A 21,726-nucleotide genomic window follows, 5' to 3' on the forward strand; every position below is an offset into this window, starting at 1 on the left:
TTACCGCAGTCAGAATGCCTGTAGGGATACAGCGCAGAGCGATGTTACGGCTGAACCTCGCACTGCCATCCATTCGCGCGGCCTGTCGTTTTGCTCCGCGAGATGCCTTATGACCACCGATGTCTATGACTTCATTATCGTCGGCGCCGGTTCTGCCGGATGTGTTCTGGCCGATCGTCTGACGGAAGACGGACGGTTCAAGGTGCTGTTGCTTGAAGCAGGGCCAAGCGATCTTGCCAGCCCGCATCTGCATTACAGCGCAGGGTTTTTCTTTGTTCTTGAAAACAAGAAGGTGAACTGGGTTTACCACACCAAACCCGAAGAGGGCACCGGAAACCGCGCAATGCTGTTTCCGCGCGGGCGGGTCCTTGGCGGTACCAGTTCGCTGAACGGATCGCTTCAGGTACGTGGCCAGCACGAGGATTTCGACAATTGGGCGCGCATGGGTAACACCGGCTGGAGCTATGCCGACGTGCTGCCCTATTTCAAAAAATCCGAAAGCTATGCGGCGGGCGATCCTGCGTACAGGGGCAAAAATGGCCGCCTGATTGTTTCGGATTACGCCAACCACCACCCGCTGACGCAGGATTTTGTTAAGGCGGGTCAGGAGCTGGGGCTTGAATACAACGCAGATCACAACGCTGCGACACAGGAAGGTGTCGGCTATTATCAGCAGACCCGATCAGGGCGTCTGCGGATGAGTGCGGCGCGCGCGTTTCTGAAACCCGCCAGGCGGCGGGGCAACCTGCGTGTCGAAACGGGTGCGATGATGACGGGCCTTGATTTTGAAGGCAACCGCGTGGGCGGCGTCACCTACACCCGTGGCGGCCAGTCGCACAGCGTGAAAGCGGCGCGTGAGGTAATTTTGTCGGCAGGTGCCATCAATTCGCCGCAGGCGCTCCAACTGTCGGGTATTGGCGATCCGGCGCATCTTAAATCGCTCGGGATCACGCCGAAGGTATCACTGCCCGGTGTGGGGCAAAACCTGCACGACCATTACGTCACCCGCGTTGTGCGCAATGTCCATGGCCGTGTGACCGTCAACCAGCAGTCGCGCTTTCCCCGCGTGATCTGGGAGGTGCTGCGCTATGCCCTGCGCGGTGATGGTATTCTGACCTATGCCGCCGGAAACGGTGTTGCCTTTGTGCGCTCCTCGGATGAGGTGTCGCGCCCCGATTTACAGCTATCGTTTGCCCCTGCCAGCTATGCCCAGGGGCGGATCGGTGCGCTTGATCCGGTTCCCGGCATGACCTGTGGCACATGGCAGTTGCGCCCCGAAAGCCGCGGCTCGGTTATGGCGCGCGCGTCCGACTGGCGCGAAGCACCGTCGATTGCCCCCAACTATCTGGATCATGAAACCGATCAGCGCGTGACGATTGCGGGCCTCAAATGGTGCCGTGATATTCTTCAGGCCCCTGTGTTTTCGCAGATCGCCGGTGATGAAACGATCCCCGGTCCGGACGTTCAAAGCGATGCGGACTGGCTGGAGTATGCGCGCAATAACGGCACGACCGTTTATCACCCTGTCGGCACCTGCAAGATGGGGCAGGGGCCTGAGGCCGTTGTGGACGCTCAGCTTCGGGTGCATGGCGTTCCGGGTTTGCGGGTTGTCGATGCCTCGATCATGCCAACCACCACATCGGGCAACACCAATGCACCAACGATTATGATTGCCGAAAAAGCCGCAGATATGATTATGGAGGCCGCCACATGAGCGCGACAATCACCTTTCCTGCCGTCAGTCTGCCGCCGCAGACAGAGGAAGTGCGCCGCGATGTGCGTGCCTTTCTTCAGACCTGCCGCGATGACGGCGTGTTCACCCCGTCAGGCAACTCGTGGGCAATTTTCAATGCCGAGTTCAGCCGCCGTTGCGGTGCGGCCGGTTTTCTGGGGATGACGTGGCCAAACGAGGTTGGCGGTCACGAACGGTCCATGCTGGAACGCTATGTCGTGATAGAAGAGATGCTGGCGGCAGGCGCACCTGTTGGTGCACATTGGGTGGCCGACCGGCAAAGCGGGCCGCAAATCCTGCGTCATGGCAGTGATGCCGCCAAGGCTCTGTTGCCCAAGATTGCAGCGGGCGAATGTTACTTTTCCATCGGGATGAGCGAGCCTGACGCAGGATCGGACCTTGCCGCGGTGCGCACCAAGGCGACCAGGGTTGAGGGCGGTTGGCAGATTACCGGCACCAAGATCTGGACAACTTTTGCGCATCATTCGCACTACATCATCGTTCTTGCCCGCAGCGCGCCGCAAACCGACAACCGCCGCGAGGGGTTCACACAGTTCATCTGCGATCTGTCCGCCCCCGGTGTCACGGTCCGGCCCATCGTCAACCTTGCCGGTACGCATGAGTTCAACGAAGTGGTGTTTGATGCCCATTTCGTCTCGGATGATTTCGTCGTTGGCGCGCCGGGGCAGGGATGGGATCTGGTCACCGGTGAGCTCGCGTTCGAGCGTAGCGGGCCGGACAGGTTTCTATCGGCGCATACGCTGGTGGAAATGGCAGTAGAGGCCGCAGATGACGATGACCGAAGTGCCGAGATTATCGGCGGCCTTGTCGCGCGTCTTGCCAATCTGCGGCAGATGTCTGTCTCCGTCGCGTCGATGCTGGAGGCGGGGCAAAGCCCGATGCTGGAGGCGGTGATCGTCAAGGATTTGGGCGCGGTCTTCGAGCAAGAGGTGCCCGATACAGTGCGCAGCATGATTGATGTCGCCCCGCAGATGGGCGGCGAAGGTCTTGCCCGTGAAATGGCGCATTCGGTTTTGCATGCGCCCTCGTTCTCGATCCGTGGCGGAACCCGGGAAATTTTGCGCGGCATGATCGCACGGGGAGTTGGTCTGAGATGAGCGAATTCAAGGACATCCTGATTGATCAAACCACACGCGTTCTAAAAGATTATTGCAATCACGAAGTGATTGAGGCGGCAGACAACACGTGGCCTGACGCGCTTTGGGATGCGCTGGCGAAAATAGAATTGCCGCTTGCGCTGGTTGATCCTGATGCAGGCGGCGCGGGGGCCGATCTGGACGATGTCGGCGCATTGATCCGTCTGTCGGGCAATTTCGCGGCTCCGGTTCCAATTGGCGATACGATGGTTGCGAACTGGTTGTGGAGCGTGGCAGGCGGTGCCCCTGTTGCCGGTCCGGTGGTAATCGTGCCTGACAGCGGTTCGATCTGCACACACGACAGCGCTGGCCGGTCTACCACTCTGGATGGTACATTGTGTGGCGTGCCGTGGGGGCAGAACGCAAGCATCCTGACCGTCGCGGGCAACACCCTGATTCTGATCCCCGCAGGGGGCGACGCGGCCTGCGAGCAGCAGCATAATATCGCGGGTGATCCGCGCCCTGATCTGACCTTTTTCAACGTCACACTGGATGCAGATCACACCCGCCCTCTACCAGAGGGATGGGACAGCTCGACCCTTGAGGAATACGGCGCCTTGATACGTTCTGCGCAGATGGTTGGCGCGATGGATCGCGCACTTGCGCTGGCAGTTGAACACGCCAACATGCGTAACCAGTTCGGCCGCCCGCTGGCAAAGTTTCAAGCGATCCAGCAGCAGCTTGCGGTTGCTGTGGAGCAGGTGGCCTCTGCGGCTGCCGCACTGGACGGCGCGCTTGCCGCAACCTCCAACAGCGCCGATTTCGGCTTTGCAGTTGCGGTGGCAAAGGTCATTACAGGCCGCGCGGCAACTTCTGTTGCGGCTATTGCGCATCAGGTGCACGGGGCAATCGGCTTTAGCCGCGAATACGATCTACAGCATGTGACCCGCCGCCTCTGGGCATGGCGTGAGGAATACGGTGCGGAACTGCTGTGGCAGCGGCGGATCGGCAAGCGCGTTCTGGCTGGTAAGGGCCGTATCTGGGATTTCATCACCGCATCCGGCGAGGATCAAAAGATATGACCACTCAACAAGGTGCTTTGTCGGGGGTAACCATCCTTGATCTTACGACAGTGATCATGGGGCCATACGCAACGCAAATCCTCGGTGATCTGGGGGCTGATGTCATTAAGATCGAAAGTCCGGGCGGAGACTCACTGCGTTATCACACGCCGCAACGCGGCACCGACATGGCGGGCTTTTTCCTTGACCTGAACCGCAACAAGCGCAGCGTTGTTCTTGATCTGAAACGGGCCGACGCCTTGCAGGCGCTGATGAAACTGGTCGCGCAGGCCGATGTCGTTGTGCACAATATGCGCCCTCAAGCCATCGCAAAGCTGGGATTGGGGTTTGAGGCGATGGCCGCAGTCAAACCCGATCTTGTCTATTGCGCAGCTGTCGGTTTCGGCTCCTCCGGACCCTACGCCGCGCGGGCCGCGTATGATGATACAATTCAGGCGGCGTCTGGTCTGGCTGCTGTTATGGGCCGCCAGAGCGCAGAGCCTGCGTTTGTGCCCAGTGTGATTTGTGACAAGGTCGCAGGCCAGATGGTGGCAAATGCAATCCTTGCGGCTTTGTTTCACCACGAACGCACGGGCCAGGGCCAATCTGTAGAGGTGCCCATGTTCGAGGCACTGGTGTCGTTCAATCTGGTTGAACATATCGGGCCGTTTGCGTTTGAGCCCGCGCTGGGTGATCCCGGCTGGAAACGTGCGCTGAGCCCTGCGCGCAAACCGTTCAAGACAAAAGACGGTTATGCCTGTTTGCTGCCTTACTCCGACCGCAACTGGCGCGACTTCTTTGCCTTCATCGGCTTTCCCGAGTTAATAGACGATCCGCGCTTCAAGACGATGCCGCTTCGGGTGCAAAACGTCGACGAGGTGTACAAGATCATCGAAACAGCGGCGCCGCGTTTCACGAATGCTGAGTGGATGACGTTTTGTGATGGTGCAAGCGTTCCAGCGATGCCGGTGTTGGCGATCGAGGAGTTGTGGGACGACACGCATCTGGACGCGGTCAAGATGTTCAGCCTGCGCGATCACCCGTCTGAAGGCACCTACAAAAGCGTGCGCCACCCCGTGCAGTACAGCAAAACAGCGGCTACCGTGCGCCGCGATGCGCCGCAGCTGGGCGCGGATACCCGCGCGATACTGGGCGATCTGGGATACGACAACGCTGCGATCGATACGATGAGTGGACAGGTCAACTGAAAGGGGATGATATGACTCAGGAACTGATGAACAGATTTGCCAGAGCTTTGGAAAACAGGGACAGCGCGGGTCTTGCATCCTGTTTTACGCCGGACGGGGTGTATGACGATTACTTTTTCGGCCCCCGACAAGGGGCAGAAGGAATCCACGATACGGTTGAACACTTTTACAAGGGCGGCAGGGAGTATCGCTGGGATTTCACCGAGTGTGCAGGCGACGATAAGCTGGCATTCGCGAGCTATAATTTCAGCTATGTCTCCAATGCGCCGACCGCCGGATCAGAGCGCATCCTGTTCGACGGCATCGCGCGGCTGGAGCTGCGTGACGGCTTGATCCAGCGATATTCCGAAGTGTTTGACCGCGGCATGGCCCTTGCCCAGCAAAACTTTCCGCCCGAACAGGTGTGCAAGATCGTGAACCGCTACGCAGACAATATGCGCCAGCGCCCCGAATGGGCGCGCCACATCAAAAAGGATGCCACCCCATGACCGATCCGGTTCTGTTGGATGTGCGCGACAACATCGCAACCATTACCCTGAATGGGCCGCACAATCGCAACGCCCTGACCAAAAAGATGGCAGAGGCCCTGTGTGATATCATCGCCAGCATCAACGCAGACGAAGATATCCGCTGTGCGATCCTCACAGGGGCCGAAGGCGGATTTTGCGCCGGCGGCGATCTGGAGGATATGCGGGACTTGATAGCGCGTGATGTGGCGCCCTATGACGTTGCCAACCATTACAAAGGCTCGATCCAGCTTCACCCCCACGCGTTGTATGATCTTGCCGTTCCGTCCATCGCGGCGGTCAACGGGGCCGCGATCGGCGCTGGCTGTGACATGGCGCTGATGTGCGATATGCGCATTGCGTCGGAAAAGGCAGTTTTTGCAGAAAGCTTTGCGCGCGTTGGTCTGGTTTCGGGGGATGGTGGCGCGTGGTTTCTGCCCCGTGTTGTCGGGCTGGCCAAAGCATACGAATTGACGTTTACAGGTGACAAGGTCGATGCGGCCGAGTCGCTTCGCCTTGGGATGGTGTCGCAGGTCGTGGCGCCGGATGCGTTGCTGGAAAGCGCGCGCGCGCTTGCGGGCCGGATTGCACGGCATCCGGCACACGCCTTGCGGATGAGCAAACGTTTGCTGCGGGATTCGCCGCAGGTGTCGCTTGCCAGCAGCCTTGAAATGGCCGCGATGATGCAGGCGATTTCACAATCCACCGATGCGCATCGCGCCGCCGTGACGCCTGCCGACACCAACGAAAAGCGGCGCTGAAACATATAGCGCTTTTGCAAAGGATCGTTTCTATGACCGATGAAAAAACTACCGTGCAAGTTGGGGATCACCTGATCGCCTATCGCCATAACGGTCAAAACTCCGCAAGTGGAGCATCGGCCATTGTGTTGATCCACGGGGCGGGGTGCACCAGTCAAGACTGGCCGCAAAGCTGGTTGGATAAACAAACCGGTGATCTGGAAGGACACGCCGTCTATGCGCTTGATCTGCCGGGTCATGGTGCATCTGACGGCCCGCCTGTTGGCGAAGTGGCGGCGATGGGCGCACTCGTGAACGCGTTCGCGGCCCGGATCGGTCTCACCGATGTTTGTCTCGTCGGGCACTCGATGGGGGCGGCCATCGCCCTTTCCTGTGCGTTGCAAGATGCGCCACATTTGCGCCAGCTGGTGCTGATTGCAGGTGCGGATCGGTTTGGCGTTCAGCAGGGTTTGCTTGACGGATTGGAACAGGATTTTTCCAAGACCGCAGAAAAAGTTGCCCAAGCTTCCTGGAAGGGTGCTGTGGACACGTCGCGTATGGCTGCCACTGTCGAGGCGATGCAGGCGGCAGGCAAGGAAATACTGGTCAATGATTTTACCGCCTGCCGAAATGCAAATCTGGGCGGCGTTGTATCCGGGATCGAGGTTCCCGTCCTCGCGATTGCCGCGCGTCCTGACCGGATGGTGCAGCTGGAAATAGTGGCGGATCTGGCCGCGCGACTGAAGCATTGCAAGCTGGAAATCCATGAAGAGGGATCGCATTTTCTGCATCTGGAACAGCCTGTACAGATTGCGGATTCAATCCTGAGCTTTGTCAGAAACTCGAAAGGGAAGATGGCGGGGTAGCCACCACAAGGTGATTTTCCACCGGTTCAGAGACAGTAGTCGACGCGCAGTGCCTGTCCGACAGCGCGGAATCATCGAAACCGATTTAGCGCGTTAGTGTCCGACACTAGCGCAGAATCGCCCATTCGTAATTTTTTCCGCAATTTAGTAGATAATATATTGAGTTGTCTGGCAAAAATACAGTTGACACAAGCCTCTTTCACCAACCAAGATGACCCCAGTGTCAGACATTCGGAGCAAAAATGCCAGCTGCCAGCCGCTCTTGCTATGATCCCGCCGCGACGCATTTTATGCGGCCGGTCTGTGTGATCCATTGTGCTGCATGCCCTATCTGGCAGGAGTTCATCAATTGAGTTATGCCTATCAGCAGATCGCAGAGGAGATCGAAGCGCAGATCATGCGCGGTGATCTGCTGCCGGGCGATCAGTTGCCTGGCGAAGCGGAACTGGCCAGTAAATTTGGAGTAACCCGCTCCACCCTGCGCGAGGGGTTGCGCCAGTTGGAAAGTGGCGGATTTGTTCATCGGCCATCGCCGCGCAGGCTGGAAGTAACTGTGCCGCAGGCGGACCAGTTGTCGACCCGTGCCGCGCGTGCCATGTCGCTAATGAATGTGACATTTCGCGAGTTGTGGGAAGTGACTATGGTGACCGAGCCATTGGCGGCGCGGCTTGCATCTGTGCAGGGCACGGAGGACGAAATCAGCCAATTGCAGCAAACCCACAGTGCGCTTGTGAGTGCCGAAGGGCAGATGGAACGCACCATTGATCTGGATGAGCAGTTTCACACGCAGATTGCGGATATGGGCCGCAACCGGGTGCTGGGTCTTGCGCGCGAGCCTGTTGTGCTTTTACTGTTCCGTGGTTTTTCGCAGATCGCGCCATTTGCTCCGAAATTCTACAAGCGCCAGATAGAGGCCCATTCAAATGTTCTGGGCGCTTTGCGGGATCGTGACGCAGATCGCGCAGAGAAGTGGACGCGGATGCATATTGATGATTTCTGGCGCGGTGCGCAGATTGCCGGTCTGGAAGACGCATTCGCGCTTGCCCAGCGGAGCGTAACACCATGACAAGTCGAACCATCACAGCGCAGATAGAAAATGGCGTTATGATTATAACGCTCAACCGGCCTGATCGGCTGAATGCGTTTACTGTGACTATGATGGACGACATGATCGCGGCGCTTGATGTTGCCGATGCTGATGATGGCGTGCGTGCAGTTATCGTCACCGGCGCAGGCCGCGGTTTTTGTGCCGGTGTCGATTTGGACGATCCGGATGCTTTTACAGATGCGCGCCCTGATCCGGCATCCACGGACGAACAGGTCTGGAGCAACCCGGACAATCGCGACATGGGCGGCAAGCTGTCGCTTCGCCTGTTCAACAGCCTTAAACCGGTGATTGCTGCGGTGAACGGCCCGGCTGTGGGGATCGGCATGACGATGCAGTTGCCGATGGATATTCGCATCGCGTCCAATACTGCGCGTTTCGGGTTTGTCTTTGCGCGCCGTGGTATCGTGCCCGAAGCGGCATCGTCATGGTTTTTGCCGCGTATCGTTGGCATGTCCCAAGCGTTGGAGTGGTGCTATTCCGGTCGTGTCTTTGATGCACACGAAGCGCTTGCAGGTGGCTTGGTCCGCTCGCTGCATGAGCCAGAGGATCTGCTGCCCGAAGCCAAGCGGATTGCCCGCGAGATTGCAGATAACACCGCGCCCGTTTCGATCGCCCTGACCCGCCAGATGATGTGGCGCATGGCAGGTGCCGCCCATCCGATGGAGGCGCACAGGATCGACAGCCGCGCAATTGCGGCGCGCAATGCCTCGGGCGATTCCGCCGAGGGTGTGGCCAGCTTTCTGGAAAAGCGCGCGCCGGTTTTCCCCGACACAGTAACCCAAAACATGCCCGGATTTTTCCCTTGGTGGGATGAGCCGGACTGGGACAATAGCAAAAACAAGGATGCCCCCGATGAGTGACCGGATTACGGTGGAGCGGGATGGTGCGGTATCAACCCTTCGTTTGAATGATGCCGCAACGATGAACGCAATGACACCGCAAATGGCGCGCGATCTGCATAAGCTGCTGGGAGAGGAGTCAAAAACTGCCCGTGCGATCATTCTGGCGGGTGGGGAACGCGCCTTTTCGGCCGGTGCCAACCTCAAGGAATCCATGCCACAGGGGCAGGGCAAGCCTGATGTCGGTGCGACGCTGGAAAACGATTATAATCCGCTGATGCTGGCCATTCGCGACCTGCCGGTGCCGCTTGTTTCGGCTGTGAACGGTGCGGCGGCCGGTGTTGGCGCATCGCTTGCGCTGGCTTGTGATATCATCGTTGCGGGGCGTGATGCGTATTTTCTGGAAGCATTTGCCCGCATCGGTCTTATCCCAGACGGAGGTGCCACATGGCTGCTGACGCGCGCTGTGGGTCGGGTGCGCGCAATGGAAATGATGTTGCTTGCCGAGAAGATACCCGCCGCGCGTGCATTCGAGTGGGGGTTGGTAACGCGGCTGGTCGATAACGATGTGGTAGAGCAAACCGCAAAAGACATCGCCGTGAAGCTTGCCGCGGGGCCACCGCACAGTCTCGCGCTGATCCGCAAAGCGGCGTGGAGCGCGGCTGACAGTGATTTCGAAACCGCGTTGGCCAACGAACGCAAGTGGCAAAAAGAAGCGGGAGAAGGCCCCGACTTTGCCGAAGGTCTGGCCGCGTTTCTGGAAAAGCGACAAGCGAAGTTTAACGACTGAGCGGGGGGTTGTCATAACAAGTTCCGACCTGCCGTGCGGCGGGTCATCTAACAAAACAAAAAATCCACAGGAGGAAAATGAAAATGAAATCAACGATCAAAGGAATGCTTGCAGGTGCGGCCATCATGGCTCTTGCCACTGGTGCACAGGCGCAGGAGCTCAGATTTGCGGGTGGCTGGCCTCCCGGGTCGCAGCCAACGAAGATGGTCGAAAATTACGCAAAGACGCTTGAGGAATACTCGGACGGGGAAGTTACAATGCGGGTATTCCCGCTGTCACTGCTCAGCTTTGCAGAAGGTCATGCGGGTGTGCGTGACGGGATCGCTGATATGACAGCGCTGCTGACTGCATATTTTCCATCTGAATACCCAACACTCAACATGCTGGCAGAATTTTCCGAACTGGTCGAGCTTGAGCAATTCGCAAGCGAGACAAGCTCGGTCGCATTCGCAGGGGCAATAAGCGAGTATGTCCTGCTAAACTGTGAGGAATGTCAGGAAGAAGTTGAAAAGCAGAACCACGTCTATCTGGGCGCGGGATCAACAACGACATACGTTCTTCAGTGCATGGAACCGCTGACCTCGGTCGAGGACCTGAAAGGCAAGCGCATTCGTACCGCCGGTGCTTATTGGGCGCGCTGGGCAGAGGAGGTGGGCGCTACACCTGTATCTATGTCGATCAACGAAACCCTTGAAGGACTTAATCAGGGCGTTGTCGACTGCTCGGCCAGTAACACGGCAGATTTTGTGAACTTCGGTTTTATCGACGTGGTTAAATACGTCTACGTCGGCCTTCCCGGCGCGCTGTTTAACTTCCCGATAACGATAAACAAAGACAGCTGGAACAGCTTGTCAGACAACGGGAAAAACGCACTGCTGCGCGCGCAGGCTAAACTTCTGGGGGATATCACTTTTGCCTATATCCTGGAAGGCCGTGACGGCAAAGAGCGTTCACCCGCACTCGGGATCGAATACACTGCTGCCGCGGATGATATGATCGCCATGAACCGCGATTTCATCAACAAGGACAAAGAAGCCATCGCAAGCATCTACAAAGAGCGGTTTGGCATCGAGTCTGGCGCGCAAGCGGCTGAAGCTCTGGAAGAGTTGCTTGTGAAGTGGACCGATTTGACCAAAGATGTGGAAGACGGCGCAGCACTTGAAAAAATCTACTACGACGAGATTTTTTCCAAGGTCGATATTGCCACCTACGGCAAGTAAGCCACACTGACAGAGATCCGGCACCCGAAGGTTTTGGGTGCCGGATATTCACGACAGAAAGGGAAAATCATGTTAATGATTGGCAAAGTCTTGTCGACACTCGCAAAAGCAGCGTCGTTTATCGGGACGCTCTGCGTTATCGCGATGATGCTTCACGTGACTGCCGACGTTGTTGGTCGTTATGTCTTCAATGCGCCCATATCGGGGACAATCGTTGTTGTGGCGAATTACTACATGATTCTGCTCGTCTTTCTTGCGATTGGCGTTGCCGAAGAAAAGCGCGCGCACATCTCGGTTGAATTTGTGACCGATATGATGCCCCAGCGGGTGCAGAACGGGTTCTCCGTGTTTTCGGGCATCCTGACAGCCGCAGTCATCACGATCCTGATGATCGCGGGCTATAACGAAGCTATCAAGAAAACCAATATCGGCGCGACGATGGAGCAAGGCTCCAGCATGATCGAGGTCTGGCAGAGCTACTGGGCAATTCCTGTTGGTGCGGGGCTGATGGTGCTGATCGCGGCCTATCGCGTGATTGCGACGGTCACAGGCGCACGTAACGGGCTTAATGAAACCGATGAAAATGCAAAGTTTATAAATGACTGATGTAGGAATTGGCCTGAGCGGCCTTGCGACACTGATCGCGCTTATCGCTGTACGTGTGCCGATTGGCATCGCGCTTATTGGCGTTTCTTTCGGCGGGTTATGGGTGCTGATGGGGCCACGTGTTGCGTGGGGGGCCATTGGCCTTGTTCCGTATCAGTTCACCTCAAGCTGGATTTTGTCGTCTATCCCGATGTTCCTGTTTCTGGGATTCATCAGCTATCATACGCAATTGACGCGGGGCATGTTCAATGCGGCGCGTATCTGGATGGCGGGGGTGCCGGGGGGGTTGGCGATTGCGTCTATCTTCGGTTCGGCAGGTTTTGCCGCTGTGTCGGGATCATCGATTGCCTGTTCGGCTGCGATGGGGCGTATCGCGATCCCCGAGATGATGAAATACAAATACCATCCGGAACTGGCGACAGGCACCGTTGCCGTTGCGGGCACCATCGGCGCGCTGATCCCGCCGTCGATCATTCTGATCCTCTACGGCGTCATTGCGCAGGTTTCGATTACAGATCTGTTCCTGGGCGGCGTTTCCGCCGGACTGTTGACCGCGCTCGGCTATGTCACCGTTGTGCTTATTCGCGTCAAGTTGAACCCCGATCTTGCACCTGAACGCGACGCAAGCGTGACGTTTGCTGAAAAAGTTGTCGCTCTCAAGGATACATGGCCACTATTGCTGATTATGATCGGTATCTTCGGCGGCTTGTTCGGCGGCATCTTTACACCCACCGAAGCAGGGGCCGTCGGTGCGTTTCTAGCCTGCGTTGTTGCGATCCTGACCGGTGAGATGACGGTTGTCCGCTTCTTGACCGCTGCGCGCGAAACGCTGATGACCACCGCAGCCCTGTTGATCATCGCTATCGGGGCAAGCCTGCTGACGCGGTTTCTGGCGCTGTCTGGTGCTGGTGATTACCTTTCGTCCGGCATCTTGTCCGTAGCGACCAGTCCGATCTTGCTGATGATCGGTATTGTATGTGTCTATCTTCTGATCGGGATGTTTCTTGAACCGATTGGCGCGATGTTGCTGACATTGCCAATCATCCTGCCGGTAGTCGATGCATCTGGATGGAGCTTGCTGTGGTTTGGTATCGTCCTAACCAAACTGCTGGAAATCGGCATGATCACCCCCCCCATAGGGATGAACGTATTCGTGATCAAAAGTGTGGTTGGCGATCTAGTGAAGACGACTGCTATCTTTCGGGGTGTGATGTGGTTTCTGGTAATGGACCTGGTGCTGGTGGCGATCTTGTGTGCCTTTCCCTCACTGGTGCTGACGCTGCCGGCCCTGTTGGGATAATCTGCGCGGACTGCATCCGGTACTGTTATTAAGGAGTAATATATGGATACTGACGTTCTAGTGCGCCGTGCGCGTAGCCAGCAGATCGGCGATCTGCTGCGCCGCTCTGCAGCAAGGTTGCCGAATAAAACGGCGCTGGTTTTTCGGGATCACAGTGACACCTTTGCCGAACTGGACGCGGCGGTTGATCGCGCGGCGCACGGGTTGGCCGTGCAGGGCGTCTCCAAGGGGGACCGCGTGGCGCTGTTCAGCCACAACAACCGCGCCTTTGTGGTTCTCAGGTTTGCGCTTGCCCGTCTGGGGGCCATCACAACTCCCGTGAACTTCATGCTCAACAGCGAAGATTTCGGCTACATCATTGACCATTCCGGTGCGTCCCTGCTGATTGCCGAAGATACGCTTTGCGAGGTGGCCGATACCGGGCTGGGGCGTGACATGCCAAAGTTTTATATCCCCCACAGCGGCGCGCAGGTACCAGAAGGCTGGTTGCCGGTATCGGATATTCTGGAATACGAAAAAGAAGGCGCAGTCTGGACCGATCTCGGCCCTGATGATCCGGTCCAGATGATGTACACCAGTGGCACGGAATCGCGGCCCAAGGGCGCGTTGCTGACATCGGATGCGCTGTTTGCACAATATACCAGTTGCATCGTCGACGGTGAGATGACTGCCGATGCGATATCGCTGCACTGCCTGCCGCTGTTCCACTGCGCGCAACTTGATTGTTTCCTCAGCCCCGATCTATATCTCGGCGCCACTTCCATCCTGCACGATAAGGCCGATCCGGCTGAAATGCTGGCTGCAATCGAGGCGCATGGCGTCACAAAGCTGTTCTGCCCGCCGACGATGTGGATTGCGCTGCTCCGTCACCCCGATTTCGATACCCGTGACCTCAGCAGTCTGAATGCCGGATACTATGGCGCGGCGATCATGCCGACCGCAGTGATCGAGGAACTGGCAAACCGCTTGCCCAATATGCGTCTGTATAATTTCTACGGTCAGACAGAAATGGCGCCGATCGCCTCTATCCTGCGACCGGAAGACCAGAAGCGAAAGCTCGGCTCGGCAGGGCGTCCGGCGCTGAATGTCGAAACCCGCATTGTCGATGATGAAGACAATCCAGTTGCCACAGGTGAAGTAGGCGAAATTGTCCACCGCAGCCCGCATCTGATTTTGCAATATTACAATGACCCGGAAAAAACCGCCGATGCCTTTCGGGGCGGATGGTTTCACAGCGGTGATCTGGGGCGTTTTGATGAAGACGGCTATTTGTACATTGTCGATCGAAAGAAAGACATGATCAAAACCGGCGGCGAGAATGTCGCCAGCCGTGAGGTGGAAGAGGCGATCTTCCGGCACCCCGACGTTGCCGAAGTAGCAGTTTTCGGGCTGCCCCATCCCAAATGGATCGAAGCCGTTACAGCAATTGTGGTTCTCAAGGCGCAAGCCGAGACCACCGTTGAGCAGATTAACGCATACTGTGCCGAAAACCTGACCCGCTATAAAGCGCCCAAACACGTCGAGATCACAGATCAACTGCCAAAGAATGCCAGCGGAAAAATCCTCAAGCGGGAACTGCGTGAGCGGTACATGGATATCTACCAAGGTGAAGCACAGGCGTAGCGGCGGCCGAGGTAACCGCCGCGCGGTGTTGTAAATAGCGTTCTCGCAAAGCGTTGATCAATGCCGGACGTGGCGTGGCATCGTTCGGCGGATCAGTCCGCTTCGGGCACCGTCCCGAGTCGGACAAGGAACGTCGGCTCGCCTATCTCATCCGAATTGGGGTCCTCTGTCACCATATAGGCATCCGCGCCAACACAATCGGGAGAGTTTGCCTCGCGTTCGGCGCGCGCTGTGGCCTCTGCTGCGGTGGTATATTGAAACTGTTTGCCGATTTCCAAACCACCCCCACCCTTGGCGGTGTAGGTTTGGCAGATATAGTGGGTTTTTATAGCGTTGGTATGCGCTTCGGACATTGCTGCCTCCAATACTGCGTTCCGGCGTAAACTACTGTAAGATTTGTGTGTTGGCGATATCCATTCGCGTATCACCCTGCGGATACACGCCTGATGGACTGGTCATGCGTTTGCTGCCACACTCCGCAACAAGATGAAGAAAAAGGAACCGGTTATGTCTGATCTTTGGCGGATGTCAGCAACGGAAATTGCCGCGGCTGTCAGATCGAAACAGCTGACAGCAGTTGAGGTGACACAGGCGCATCTGACGCGGATTGCTGCAGTCAATCCTGCGATCAACGCTGTGGTACAGGAATTCCCCGAAGAGGCGCTGGCCGCCGCGCGCGAGGTCGATATGGCCCTTGCGCGTGGAGAAGAACCGGGATTGCTGTGCGGTGTGCCTGTCACAATCAAGGTGAACGTGGATCAGAAAGGCCATGCGACGACAAATGGCCTGAAACTCCAAAAAGATCTGGTCGCGGATAGCGACAGTCCGGTTGTGACAAGTATTCGTGCCGCTGGCGGGGTGATTGTGGGCCGCACCAACACGCCGGCCTTTTCGCTTAGGTGGTTTACGAAAAACGACCTTCACGGGCAAACTCTCAATCCGCGCGATGGCACAATCACACCGGGAGGATCATCGGGCGGTGCGTCAGCCGCCGTTGCCGCCGGAATGTGCGCAATCGGGCAAGGGACGGATATTGCCGGTTCGATCCGCTATCCGGCCTATGCTTGCGGGTTGCATGGCCTTCGCCCCACTTTCGGGCGTATCGCAACATATAATGCCACGGCGGCGGACCGTCATATCGGGGCGCAGTTGATGGCGGTGTCGGGCCCGATTGCGCGTACAATTCCCGACATCGCGCTATCACTCGCCGCGATGTCTGCCGCGGATGCGCGTGATCCGTGGTGGGTGCCAGTACCGCTGGATCACGGTGCCTTTCCCAAACGCGCGGCCCTGACGGTTGCGCCTGACGGGCTGCCGGTATCCGAACACGTAGAGGCGGCCCTACGCGACGCCGCAAAACGCCTGCAAGATGCAGGCTGGATTGTGGAGGAGGTGGCCTGCCCGCCGATGCGCGCAGCGGCTGCGATCAATGAACATCTGTGGATGACCGAAACCGGCATCGCCGCTGACGCCCTGATTGAACAGGAAGGGGATGCGGACGCGCAATTTGTCTATGCCCAAATGAAAAGCAGGATAAAGGCGCTGGATGTCGAAGGGATGCTGACGACGCTGCAATCTCGCGTGAGCCTGATCCGGAGCTGGCAACAGTTTATGGAAAACTACGCCGTTCTGATCTGCCCCGTCTCGGGCGAGTTGCCGTTTGCGCAACAGCAGGACGTAAGCTCTGAAAGCGCGTTCGAAGCGATGATGGAGGCGCAACTGACCCAGCGCGCGCTGCCTGTTCTGGGCCTTCCGGGATTGGCGGTGGCCACCGGAACGGTCGGGAAATCGCCCGTCGGGGTTCAACTGATCGCGGGCCGTTTCAGAGAGGATATTCTGCTGGCTGCAGGTGCGGATATCGAAAATGCCGGACCGCGCGTTACGGTGTGCGATCCGGGCTAAATACTAGGGCTCCACACGCTCCCTGCGCGCTTGCCGGATGCTGTCACGCAGGGACAAGGCGGCTTGCCTGACCTCTTTTATGCGGCGTTCGAAGAAATGTGCAAACACCAGACCGACCAGAATTGAACCAGCCACCAGCAGCCCGTCCCGTGCCAGTGTTTCGGCCGGGAATACCGCGTCAATAAGGTGAAGCGCGGGGTAATGTGTGACGTAGATCGAAAAGCTGGCACCGGCCCACCAGCGCACACGCGGGTGGTCGCCTTGGTAACTGTGCAGCAGTCGGGCCATGCCCATGATGTGGATCACAGTCATCACACCGACCATCGCATTCCAGATGAACTCATCCGAAAAGGCCAGCGCGAGGCGATAATTCACCGGTTCGAAATAGGCCCCTGTGATAGTTGCCAGCATATCGGGAACACCGGACCAAAGGCAAAACATATACATCACCGGACCAGCCCACGCGCACAAGCGGGCGATGCCAATTGGCAGGCGGGCAGGACCGCCCGCGGCAACCCAGTTCCACAGCCATACACCCATCAGCCATGCGGGCATCAGCAAAAACACACGCGGACCGACAAGCATGGCAATTACCACCAGCGCAGCCATGCGCCGCGCCCCCGTCAGGAAAAAGGCGGCTGCGAACAGAATGTAATATGCGGCCTCGTAGCTGAGCGACCATAAAGGGCCGTTGGTGCCAAGGCGCACTCGATCAAACGCACCCCATTCGTTTGACATCGTCACCCCGCGCAGCAACATTTCGCCCAGCGGGAGCGGGTTGTAAAAGCCGGTATTATACGCCTCTGGTCCGATGTTGCGGCCGATCTGGTCAAAAGCGAATGTCAGTAACAAGGCCGGCACAAGAACCGAAAGCAACCGGGTTGCGCGGTTGAAAGTATAGGTCGATAGCTTGTTGTCGCGCCCTGCGGCATAGGCGATCACCAGACCTGAAATCACAAAGAAGACGATAACACTATCACTGCCCAGATTGAGGTCACGCATGAATATGTAATCGCCACGGGTGAATCTGGGGTAGGCCACATGGGACAGAACAACAATGATCGTCGCCCAGACCCGCAGCGCGTCCAGCCAGATGGACAGGCCCCGCGTCATGGGGTGGCCTGTGTTTTTGGCGCGCGATTTGCACGCGGATCGCGCGATGTGCCTTTCCACAGGGCGCGCCAGCTATCGGCGAAAGGATGCAGCAACGCACTGCGCAGATTTGGATAGGGCTGTTCGATCCGCTCGCCCTTGGCATTTGACAGGCCATAGGTGATTTCTTCGTGGCTGCGTAGCACATAGAGCGTGCCGAACATCAGATCCCAGATCGCGAAAACTTCGCCATAGTTCTTGTTGTAATGTTTGCGGTCAATCGAGTGGTGGATGTGATGCTGTGCAGGTGAGATAAAGACATGCTCCAGAATCGGCCCGTAGCTGAGCCAGACGTGACTGTGCCGAAGGTTTGAGCCTAGCGCGTTGAACATGAAGTACACAGCGTTCACGGTGCCGATCGTCAGGATTTCGATCTTGCCCATCAGCAGAAACAACATCAACGCCTGCACCGACCCCACCACAACCGTGTTGAGCAAGGCGCGCAGCACCAGAAACACGGGATGGTTCCGGTTCGCGGTCAGCGGTGTCATAATCTCGGCAGAGTGGTGCAGCGCATGGAAGGGCCAGAGAATTCTGGTTTCGTGATGCAATCGGTGCGCCCAGTATTTACAGAAATCCAGCGTCAGGATCATAATGATCGTCGCCAGCGCCACTTTGCCAAAGGTGGTGTCCACCGGCGCGCTTGGTGAATTGGTCACATTCAGAAGGGTATTCAGCACGCCGGTTGTCATCAGCGGAGCCATTGTAACGGTTGCAAACACACCGCAAGCGGCGAGCAGCGAGTTGAACATGAAAATCTTGATGTCCACGATGTTGGATTTATGTAGGTACACTTCCTTTGGCAGCAGATACGCCAGAAAGCTGGTAGGCCGCCCGCGGATCATCCACAGCACTGCAACGATCAACACTGTAATGCAGAGATAGAAAACCGCCAGCCGTGAGCCGAGGTTGGTAAAAGTGTCCAGCAGCAACGCGAAAAGTTCTGATAGCAAGTCCATATCGACCTCTAAATGGTTTCACTGAAGATGATCCTGAAATGAGGCCTGAAAATGGCGGATCAGTGCTGATTTTTGTAAAATAGGGTTCTGGGGTGTGGATTGTGTTCTGGAACAGGCAGCTATGGAAGCCTGCCTTCCGCTGGCCAACGCGTTACGGATGAGCGAACAAACTATTGATATGTGAAGAAGTTTCTCCTTACAGTCAAAGCTCTACTTAAATATGACTCTGAAGGGCTGACCTCTGGCCACTTATTCGCTCAACGGAACCACACTGAAGCATGTCAGAGGACAAGATCGTGTTTCGAGTGCGGGGGCTGCACAGGTCCTTGTGAAAGTTCCCGACGCTGTGACGACATTTTCGTACCAGCTTGACAACGTTTGACCGGATGATCTTTCCGATGTGACGTTTGCAACAGGTGTTATTGATCTGGTCGGGATCAATGGCATTTCTGTTGGTGGATTGCTCGGGTATCAGGCTGATATAGATGCGCAGGTCGGTGAAATCCAATGGGGCAATGGCAACGTGAGCCAGATCCTTGTGATCGATGTGGAGCCGATAGGCTCAGGCGATCAATCCGCCAGTTTTGTGAAAGAAGCGGTGCATGTCTTTGCGCTGGATGGCACAGCAATTCCGGCGTTTGAAACGACGGCCGCAGCGCAGGCATTTGTAGACTCCATCACATCCTTTTCCGGCCTGCCGGCTGGTACAGCGTTTCCTGCGGGGCAAAACATCACATTTTCCACCATCGGCGACGCGGTTACGGCAACGACGAATTGCGCGGTGATGTCGGCGATGACACTATCGCTGGCGGTTTCGGCGGGGACACGGTGATTGGTGGCGGCGGTGATGACGTTCTGACGGGCTCCGCGCTTGGGGATGTGATCTTTGGCAGTGATGGCGATGATTTCATCAACGGCGGTTTCGGATTCGACCGTGTGAACGGTGGCGCAGGTGCGGACGAGTTTTTCCACCTCGGTATTTCCGATCACGGGTCCGACTGGATTCAGGATTACGACTCCGCTGTCGGTGATGTGCTGGTATTTGGCAACACCAACGCCACCCGCGCACAGTTCCAGATCAATACAACCACCACGCCGACAGCCGGTGATCCCGATGTAGAAGAGGCATTTGTGATCTATCGCCCTACGGGGCAGATCATGTGGGCATTGATCGACGGTGCCGGTCAGGATGCAATCAACCTACGCATCGGTGGCGAAATCTATGATCTGACCGAAATGATGTAAAACCGGTCACGCGGGGGGAGGGGGTATCGGCCTTCCTCCCCGCTGATCTGTTCCGTTTTGTGCGCCAGTGGTCGGGCCGTCGGCCCTTATCCTGCCGAGTGGGTGATTGTTCCGTCACAAATTGTTATACGCGCAGAAGCCTCTGTGATGGCTTCGGGGGCCAATGCGTACAGATCATGGCTCATCACGACAACATCAGCCTGCATCCCTGCCTTCAGCATCCCTTTGTGGTCTTCGTTGAATTCAACCCACGCGTTGTCACGGGTGTAGCTGGCCAGCGTATCGCGCAGGCTTTGGGTTTGATCCGGCCACTCTTCACCCAGATCCAGTGGTGCAATAGCTGCCTTTACGTTTGGCATCACGTCAACCGGAATGACCGGCCAATCGGTTGAAAAGATCACCTTGCCGCCCGCCGCCCTGATTGTTTGCCACGCATAGGCACTCTTGATCTGGTGGGGGTGCAGATATTTGCCCACGCCGTCCGGCGGAAATATATGTCCGATGGGCGCATGACCCGGCTGGATAGAAGCGACGATATCCAGTTCGGTAAGGCGTGGAATGTCGGTGGGGTGCATGACCTCCAGATGTTCGATCCGGTGGCGGCTGTCGCGTTTGCCGTTTGTGCGACGGGCGGCCTCAAAAGCATCAATTGTGCGCCGTACCCCCGCATCACCGATGGCATGAACCGCAATCTGAAAGCCGAGACGATCCGCTTCGACAGTCGCGGCGACAAAATGCTCCTGTGTGAAAACCTCGTCACCCGTGTTGCCGTTTGCGCCCATGTCGCCGGGGTAGGGCTCCAGCATCAGGGCGGTGCCGCTTTCCACCACGCCGTCGATGAACATTTTCATGTGACCGCACCACACTTTGTCGCCTTGATACCTGTCCCGCATGTCCCCGCCTTCGGTGGTGATGCGGTTGATGTCGTCGGTGCCTTTGAAATGAAACGGAACCATGGTGCGGCAATGCAGGCGGCCCTCCGCCTCCAGCTCTGACAGCAGCTCCAGCTGATAGAGGTTGCCATCCATCAGATGCAGCCCTGTGATACCCTGTGCGGCGCAGTGGCGCAGCCCTGCTTCAATGGCGTCTTTGTCCATTTCACGCTCGGGTGCGGTGGGGGCGGGATCGGGGTCGCGGCCTGTGACAAGCCCCAACATTTCACGGCCCCTGTGGCGCGTCATTTCCAAAATGGGGCCGTAAGCCCCCGGTTCTAGTAGTTCGCCGGTGGCAAGCCCGTCATCGCCCATTACAATCAATGATCCGGCGTCCACCTCGCCCCCGTTCAACTGGCCCGTTGCGCGCAGGGCAGCAGTATTGGCCCAGATTGTGTGGTGATCGGGTGCAAACATTGCCAGGGGACGGTCGGAGATAATCTGGTCCAGATCATGGCGGGTTGGCGTTTTTCCGGTACCCAGAATATTGTAATCGGCCATCACGCAAAAAATCAGATCGTCATCGGGATTCTCAATGGCGTAGGGACGGATTACATCGCCCATCGCCTCGATGCCTTCCACGCCGTACAGGTTAAGCGTTGTCAGTTCGACCGAGCCGCCGAACAAATGTACATGACTGTCGATAAACCCGGGCAATACGGTAGCACCGGCGGCGTCAATCAGCACAGTATCGGGGCCTGCCTGCTGCTTAATCTCGCTATCGCTTCCTATCGCGCTCAGGGTGTTGCCGGTGATCGCAAGCGCCTGCGCGTCAGGCCGATCGGGGTCGAACGTGATCAGTTTGCCGTTGTGGATGATGATGTCTGGCGCGATGGTCAT

Annotated in this window: 21 protein-coding genes; 17 read left to right on the plus strand and 4 right to left on the minus strand. The window is 57.3% G+C overall.

Annotated features, from left to right (window positions below; genetic code table 11):
* The first annotated feature begins 109 nt into the window (after positions 1-109).
* The 14 genes from OS189_RS16645 (at position 110) to OS189_RS16710 (ending at position 14,696) form a co-directional block, all read left to right on the plus strand.
* The gene (locus OS189_RS16645) at positions 110-1,714 is read left to right on the plus strand and encodes a GMC family oxidoreductase (RefSeq protein WP_267168464.1); all 1,605 of its coding nucleotides are present in this window, start codon (positions 110-112) and stop codon (positions 1,712-1,714) included.
* Complete coding sequence (locus OS189_RS16650; RefSeq protein WP_267168465.1) at positions 1,711-2,850, plus strand: acyl-CoA dehydrogenase family protein; 1,140 nt, start codon at positions 1,711-1,713, stop codon at positions 2,848-2,850. The genes OS189_RS16645 and OS189_RS16650 overlap by 4 nt, the downstream gene beginning before the upstream one ends.
* Positions 2,847-3,911 carry an acyl-CoA dehydrogenase family protein gene (locus tag OS189_RS16655; protein ID WP_267168466.1) on the plus strand — a complete coding sequence of 355 codons (1,065 nt, stop codon included), beginning with the start codon at positions 2,847-2,849 and terminating at the stop codon, positions 3,909-3,911. The genes OS189_RS16650 and OS189_RS16655 overlap by 4 nt, the downstream gene beginning before the upstream one ends.
* Positions 3,908-5,098: a CaiB/BaiF CoA transferase family protein gene (locus OS189_RS16660; RefSeq protein WP_267168467.1), complete on the plus strand. Its 1,191-nt coding sequence runs from the start codon at positions 3,908-3,910 to the stop codon at positions 5,096-5,098. The genes OS189_RS16655 and OS189_RS16660 overlap by 4 nt, the downstream gene beginning before the upstream one ends.
* Positions 5,099-5,109: 11 nt before the next feature.
* Entirely contained in the window at positions 5,110-5,586 is a 477-nt protein-coding gene (locus OS189_RS16665; RefSeq protein ID WP_267168468.1) for a nuclear transport factor 2 family protein, read from the plus strand.
* Positions 5,583-6,365: an enoyl-CoA hydratase-related protein gene (locus OS189_RS16670; protein ID WP_267168469.1), complete on the plus strand. Its 783-nt coding sequence runs from the start codon at positions 5,583-5,585 to the stop codon at positions 6,363-6,365. Before OS189_RS16665 ends, OS189_RS16670 begins: the two co-directional genes overlap by 4 nt.
* Before the next feature lie 32 nt (positions 6,366-6,397).
* Positions 6,398-7,210, plus strand: coding sequence for an alpha/beta fold hydrolase (locus tag OS189_RS16675; protein WP_267168470.1), 813 nt, complete (start codon positions 6,398-6,400; stop codon positions 7,208-7,210).
* Between the two features lie 349 nt (positions 7,211-7,559).
* Positions 7,560-8,276, plus strand: a complete 717-nt coding sequence (locus OS189_RS16680) for a FadR/GntR family transcriptional regulator (protein WP_267168471.1) — start codon at positions 7,560-7,562, stop codon at positions 8,274-8,276.
* Positions 8,273-9,178, plus strand: coding sequence for a crotonase/enoyl-CoA hydratase family protein (locus tag OS189_RS16685; protein ID WP_267168472.1), 906 nt, complete (start codon positions 8,273-8,275; stop codon positions 9,176-9,178). The genes OS189_RS16680 and OS189_RS16685 overlap by 4 nt, the downstream gene beginning before the upstream one ends.
* Positions 9,171-9,947, plus strand: a complete 777-nt coding sequence (locus tag OS189_RS16690; RefSeq protein WP_267168473.1) for an enoyl-CoA hydratase-related protein — start codon at positions 9,171-9,173, stop codon at positions 9,945-9,947. The genes OS189_RS16685 and OS189_RS16690 overlap by 8 nt, the downstream gene beginning before the upstream one ends.
* An 83-nt stretch (positions 9,948-10,030) precedes the next feature.
* Positions 10,031-11,167: a C4-dicarboxylate TRAP transporter substrate-binding protein gene (locus OS189_RS16695; protein WP_267168474.1), complete on the plus strand. Its 1,137-nt coding sequence runs from the start codon at positions 10,031-10,033 to the stop codon at positions 11,165-11,167.
* Between the two features lie 75 nt (positions 11,168-11,242).
* Positions 11,243-11,773: a TRAP transporter small permease gene (locus OS189_RS16700; protein ID WP_267168475.1), complete on the plus strand. Its 531-nt coding sequence runs from the start codon at positions 11,243-11,245 to the stop codon at positions 11,771-11,773.
* Entirely contained in the window at positions 11,766-13,073 is a 1,308-nt protein-coding gene (locus tag OS189_RS16705; protein WP_267168476.1) for a TRAP transporter large permease, read from the plus strand. Before OS189_RS16700 ends, OS189_RS16705 begins: the two co-directional genes overlap by 8 nt.
* 42 nt (positions 13,074-13,115) lie before the next feature.
* Entirely contained in the window at positions 13,116-14,696 is a 1,581-nt protein-coding gene (locus OS189_RS16710) for an acyl-CoA synthetase (protein WP_267168477.1), read from the plus strand.
* 92 nt (positions 14,697-14,788) lie between these two features.
* Here OS189_RS16710 and OS189_RS16715 read toward each other — a convergent pair whose 3' ends face one another.
* Positions 14,789-15,049, minus strand: a complete 261-nt coding sequence (locus OS189_RS16715) for a hypothetical protein (RefSeq protein ID WP_267168478.1) — start codon at positions 15,047-15,049, stop codon at positions 14,789-14,791.
* A gap of 154 nt (positions 15,050-15,203) precedes the next feature.
* Here OS189_RS16715 and OS189_RS16720 point away from each other — a divergent pair, with 154 nt between their 5' ends.
* Entirely contained in the window at positions 15,204-16,598 is a 1,395-nt protein-coding gene (locus tag OS189_RS16720) for an amidase family protein (RefSeq protein ID WP_267168479.1), read from the plus strand.
* A gap of 3 nt (positions 16,599-16,601) precedes the next feature.
* Here OS189_RS16720 and OS189_RS16725 read toward each other — a convergent pair whose 3' ends face one another.
* On the minus strand, positions 16,602-17,711 hold the full coding sequence (locus OS189_RS16725; protein ID WP_267168480.1) for an acyltransferase family protein: 1,110 nt from the start codon (positions 17,709-17,711) through the stop codon (positions 16,602-16,604).
* Positions 17,708-18,709: a sterol desaturase family protein gene (locus OS189_RS16730; RefSeq protein WP_267168481.1), complete on the minus strand. Its 1,002-nt coding sequence runs from the start codon at positions 18,707-18,709 to the stop codon at positions 17,708-17,710. Before OS189_RS16730 ends, OS189_RS16725 begins: the two co-directional genes overlap by 4 nt.
* 400 nt (positions 18,710-19,109) lie before the next feature.
* Here OS189_RS16730 and OS189_RS16735 point away from each other — a divergent pair, with 400 nt between their 5' ends.
* Together OS189_RS16735 and OS189_RS16740 are read left to right on the plus strand one after the other, a co-directional pair.
* A complete protein-coding gene (locus tag OS189_RS16735) occupies positions 19,110-19,541 on the plus strand; it encodes a hypothetical protein (protein ID WP_267168482.1) in 432 nt (143 codons plus the stop codon).
* Entirely contained in the window at positions 19,484-19,954 is a 471-nt protein-coding gene (locus tag OS189_RS16740) for a calcium-binding protein (RefSeq protein ID WP_267168483.1), read from the plus strand. The genes OS189_RS16735 and OS189_RS16740 overlap by 58 nt, the downstream gene beginning before the upstream one ends.
* 86 nt (positions 19,955-20,040) lie before the next feature.
* Here OS189_RS16740 and OS189_RS16745 read toward each other — a convergent pair whose 3' ends face one another.
* The gene (locus OS189_RS16745; RefSeq protein ID WP_267168484.1) at positions 20,041-21,726 is read right to left on the minus strand and encodes an amidohydrolase; all 1,686 of its coding nucleotides are present in this window, start codon (positions 21,724-21,726) and stop codon (positions 20,041-20,043) included.

It is taken from the genome of Sulfitobacter sp. F26169L (assembly GCF_026410285.1).
Lineage (GTDB): Bacteria > Pseudomonadota > Alphaproteobacteria > Rhodobacterales > Rhodobacteraceae > Sulfitobacter.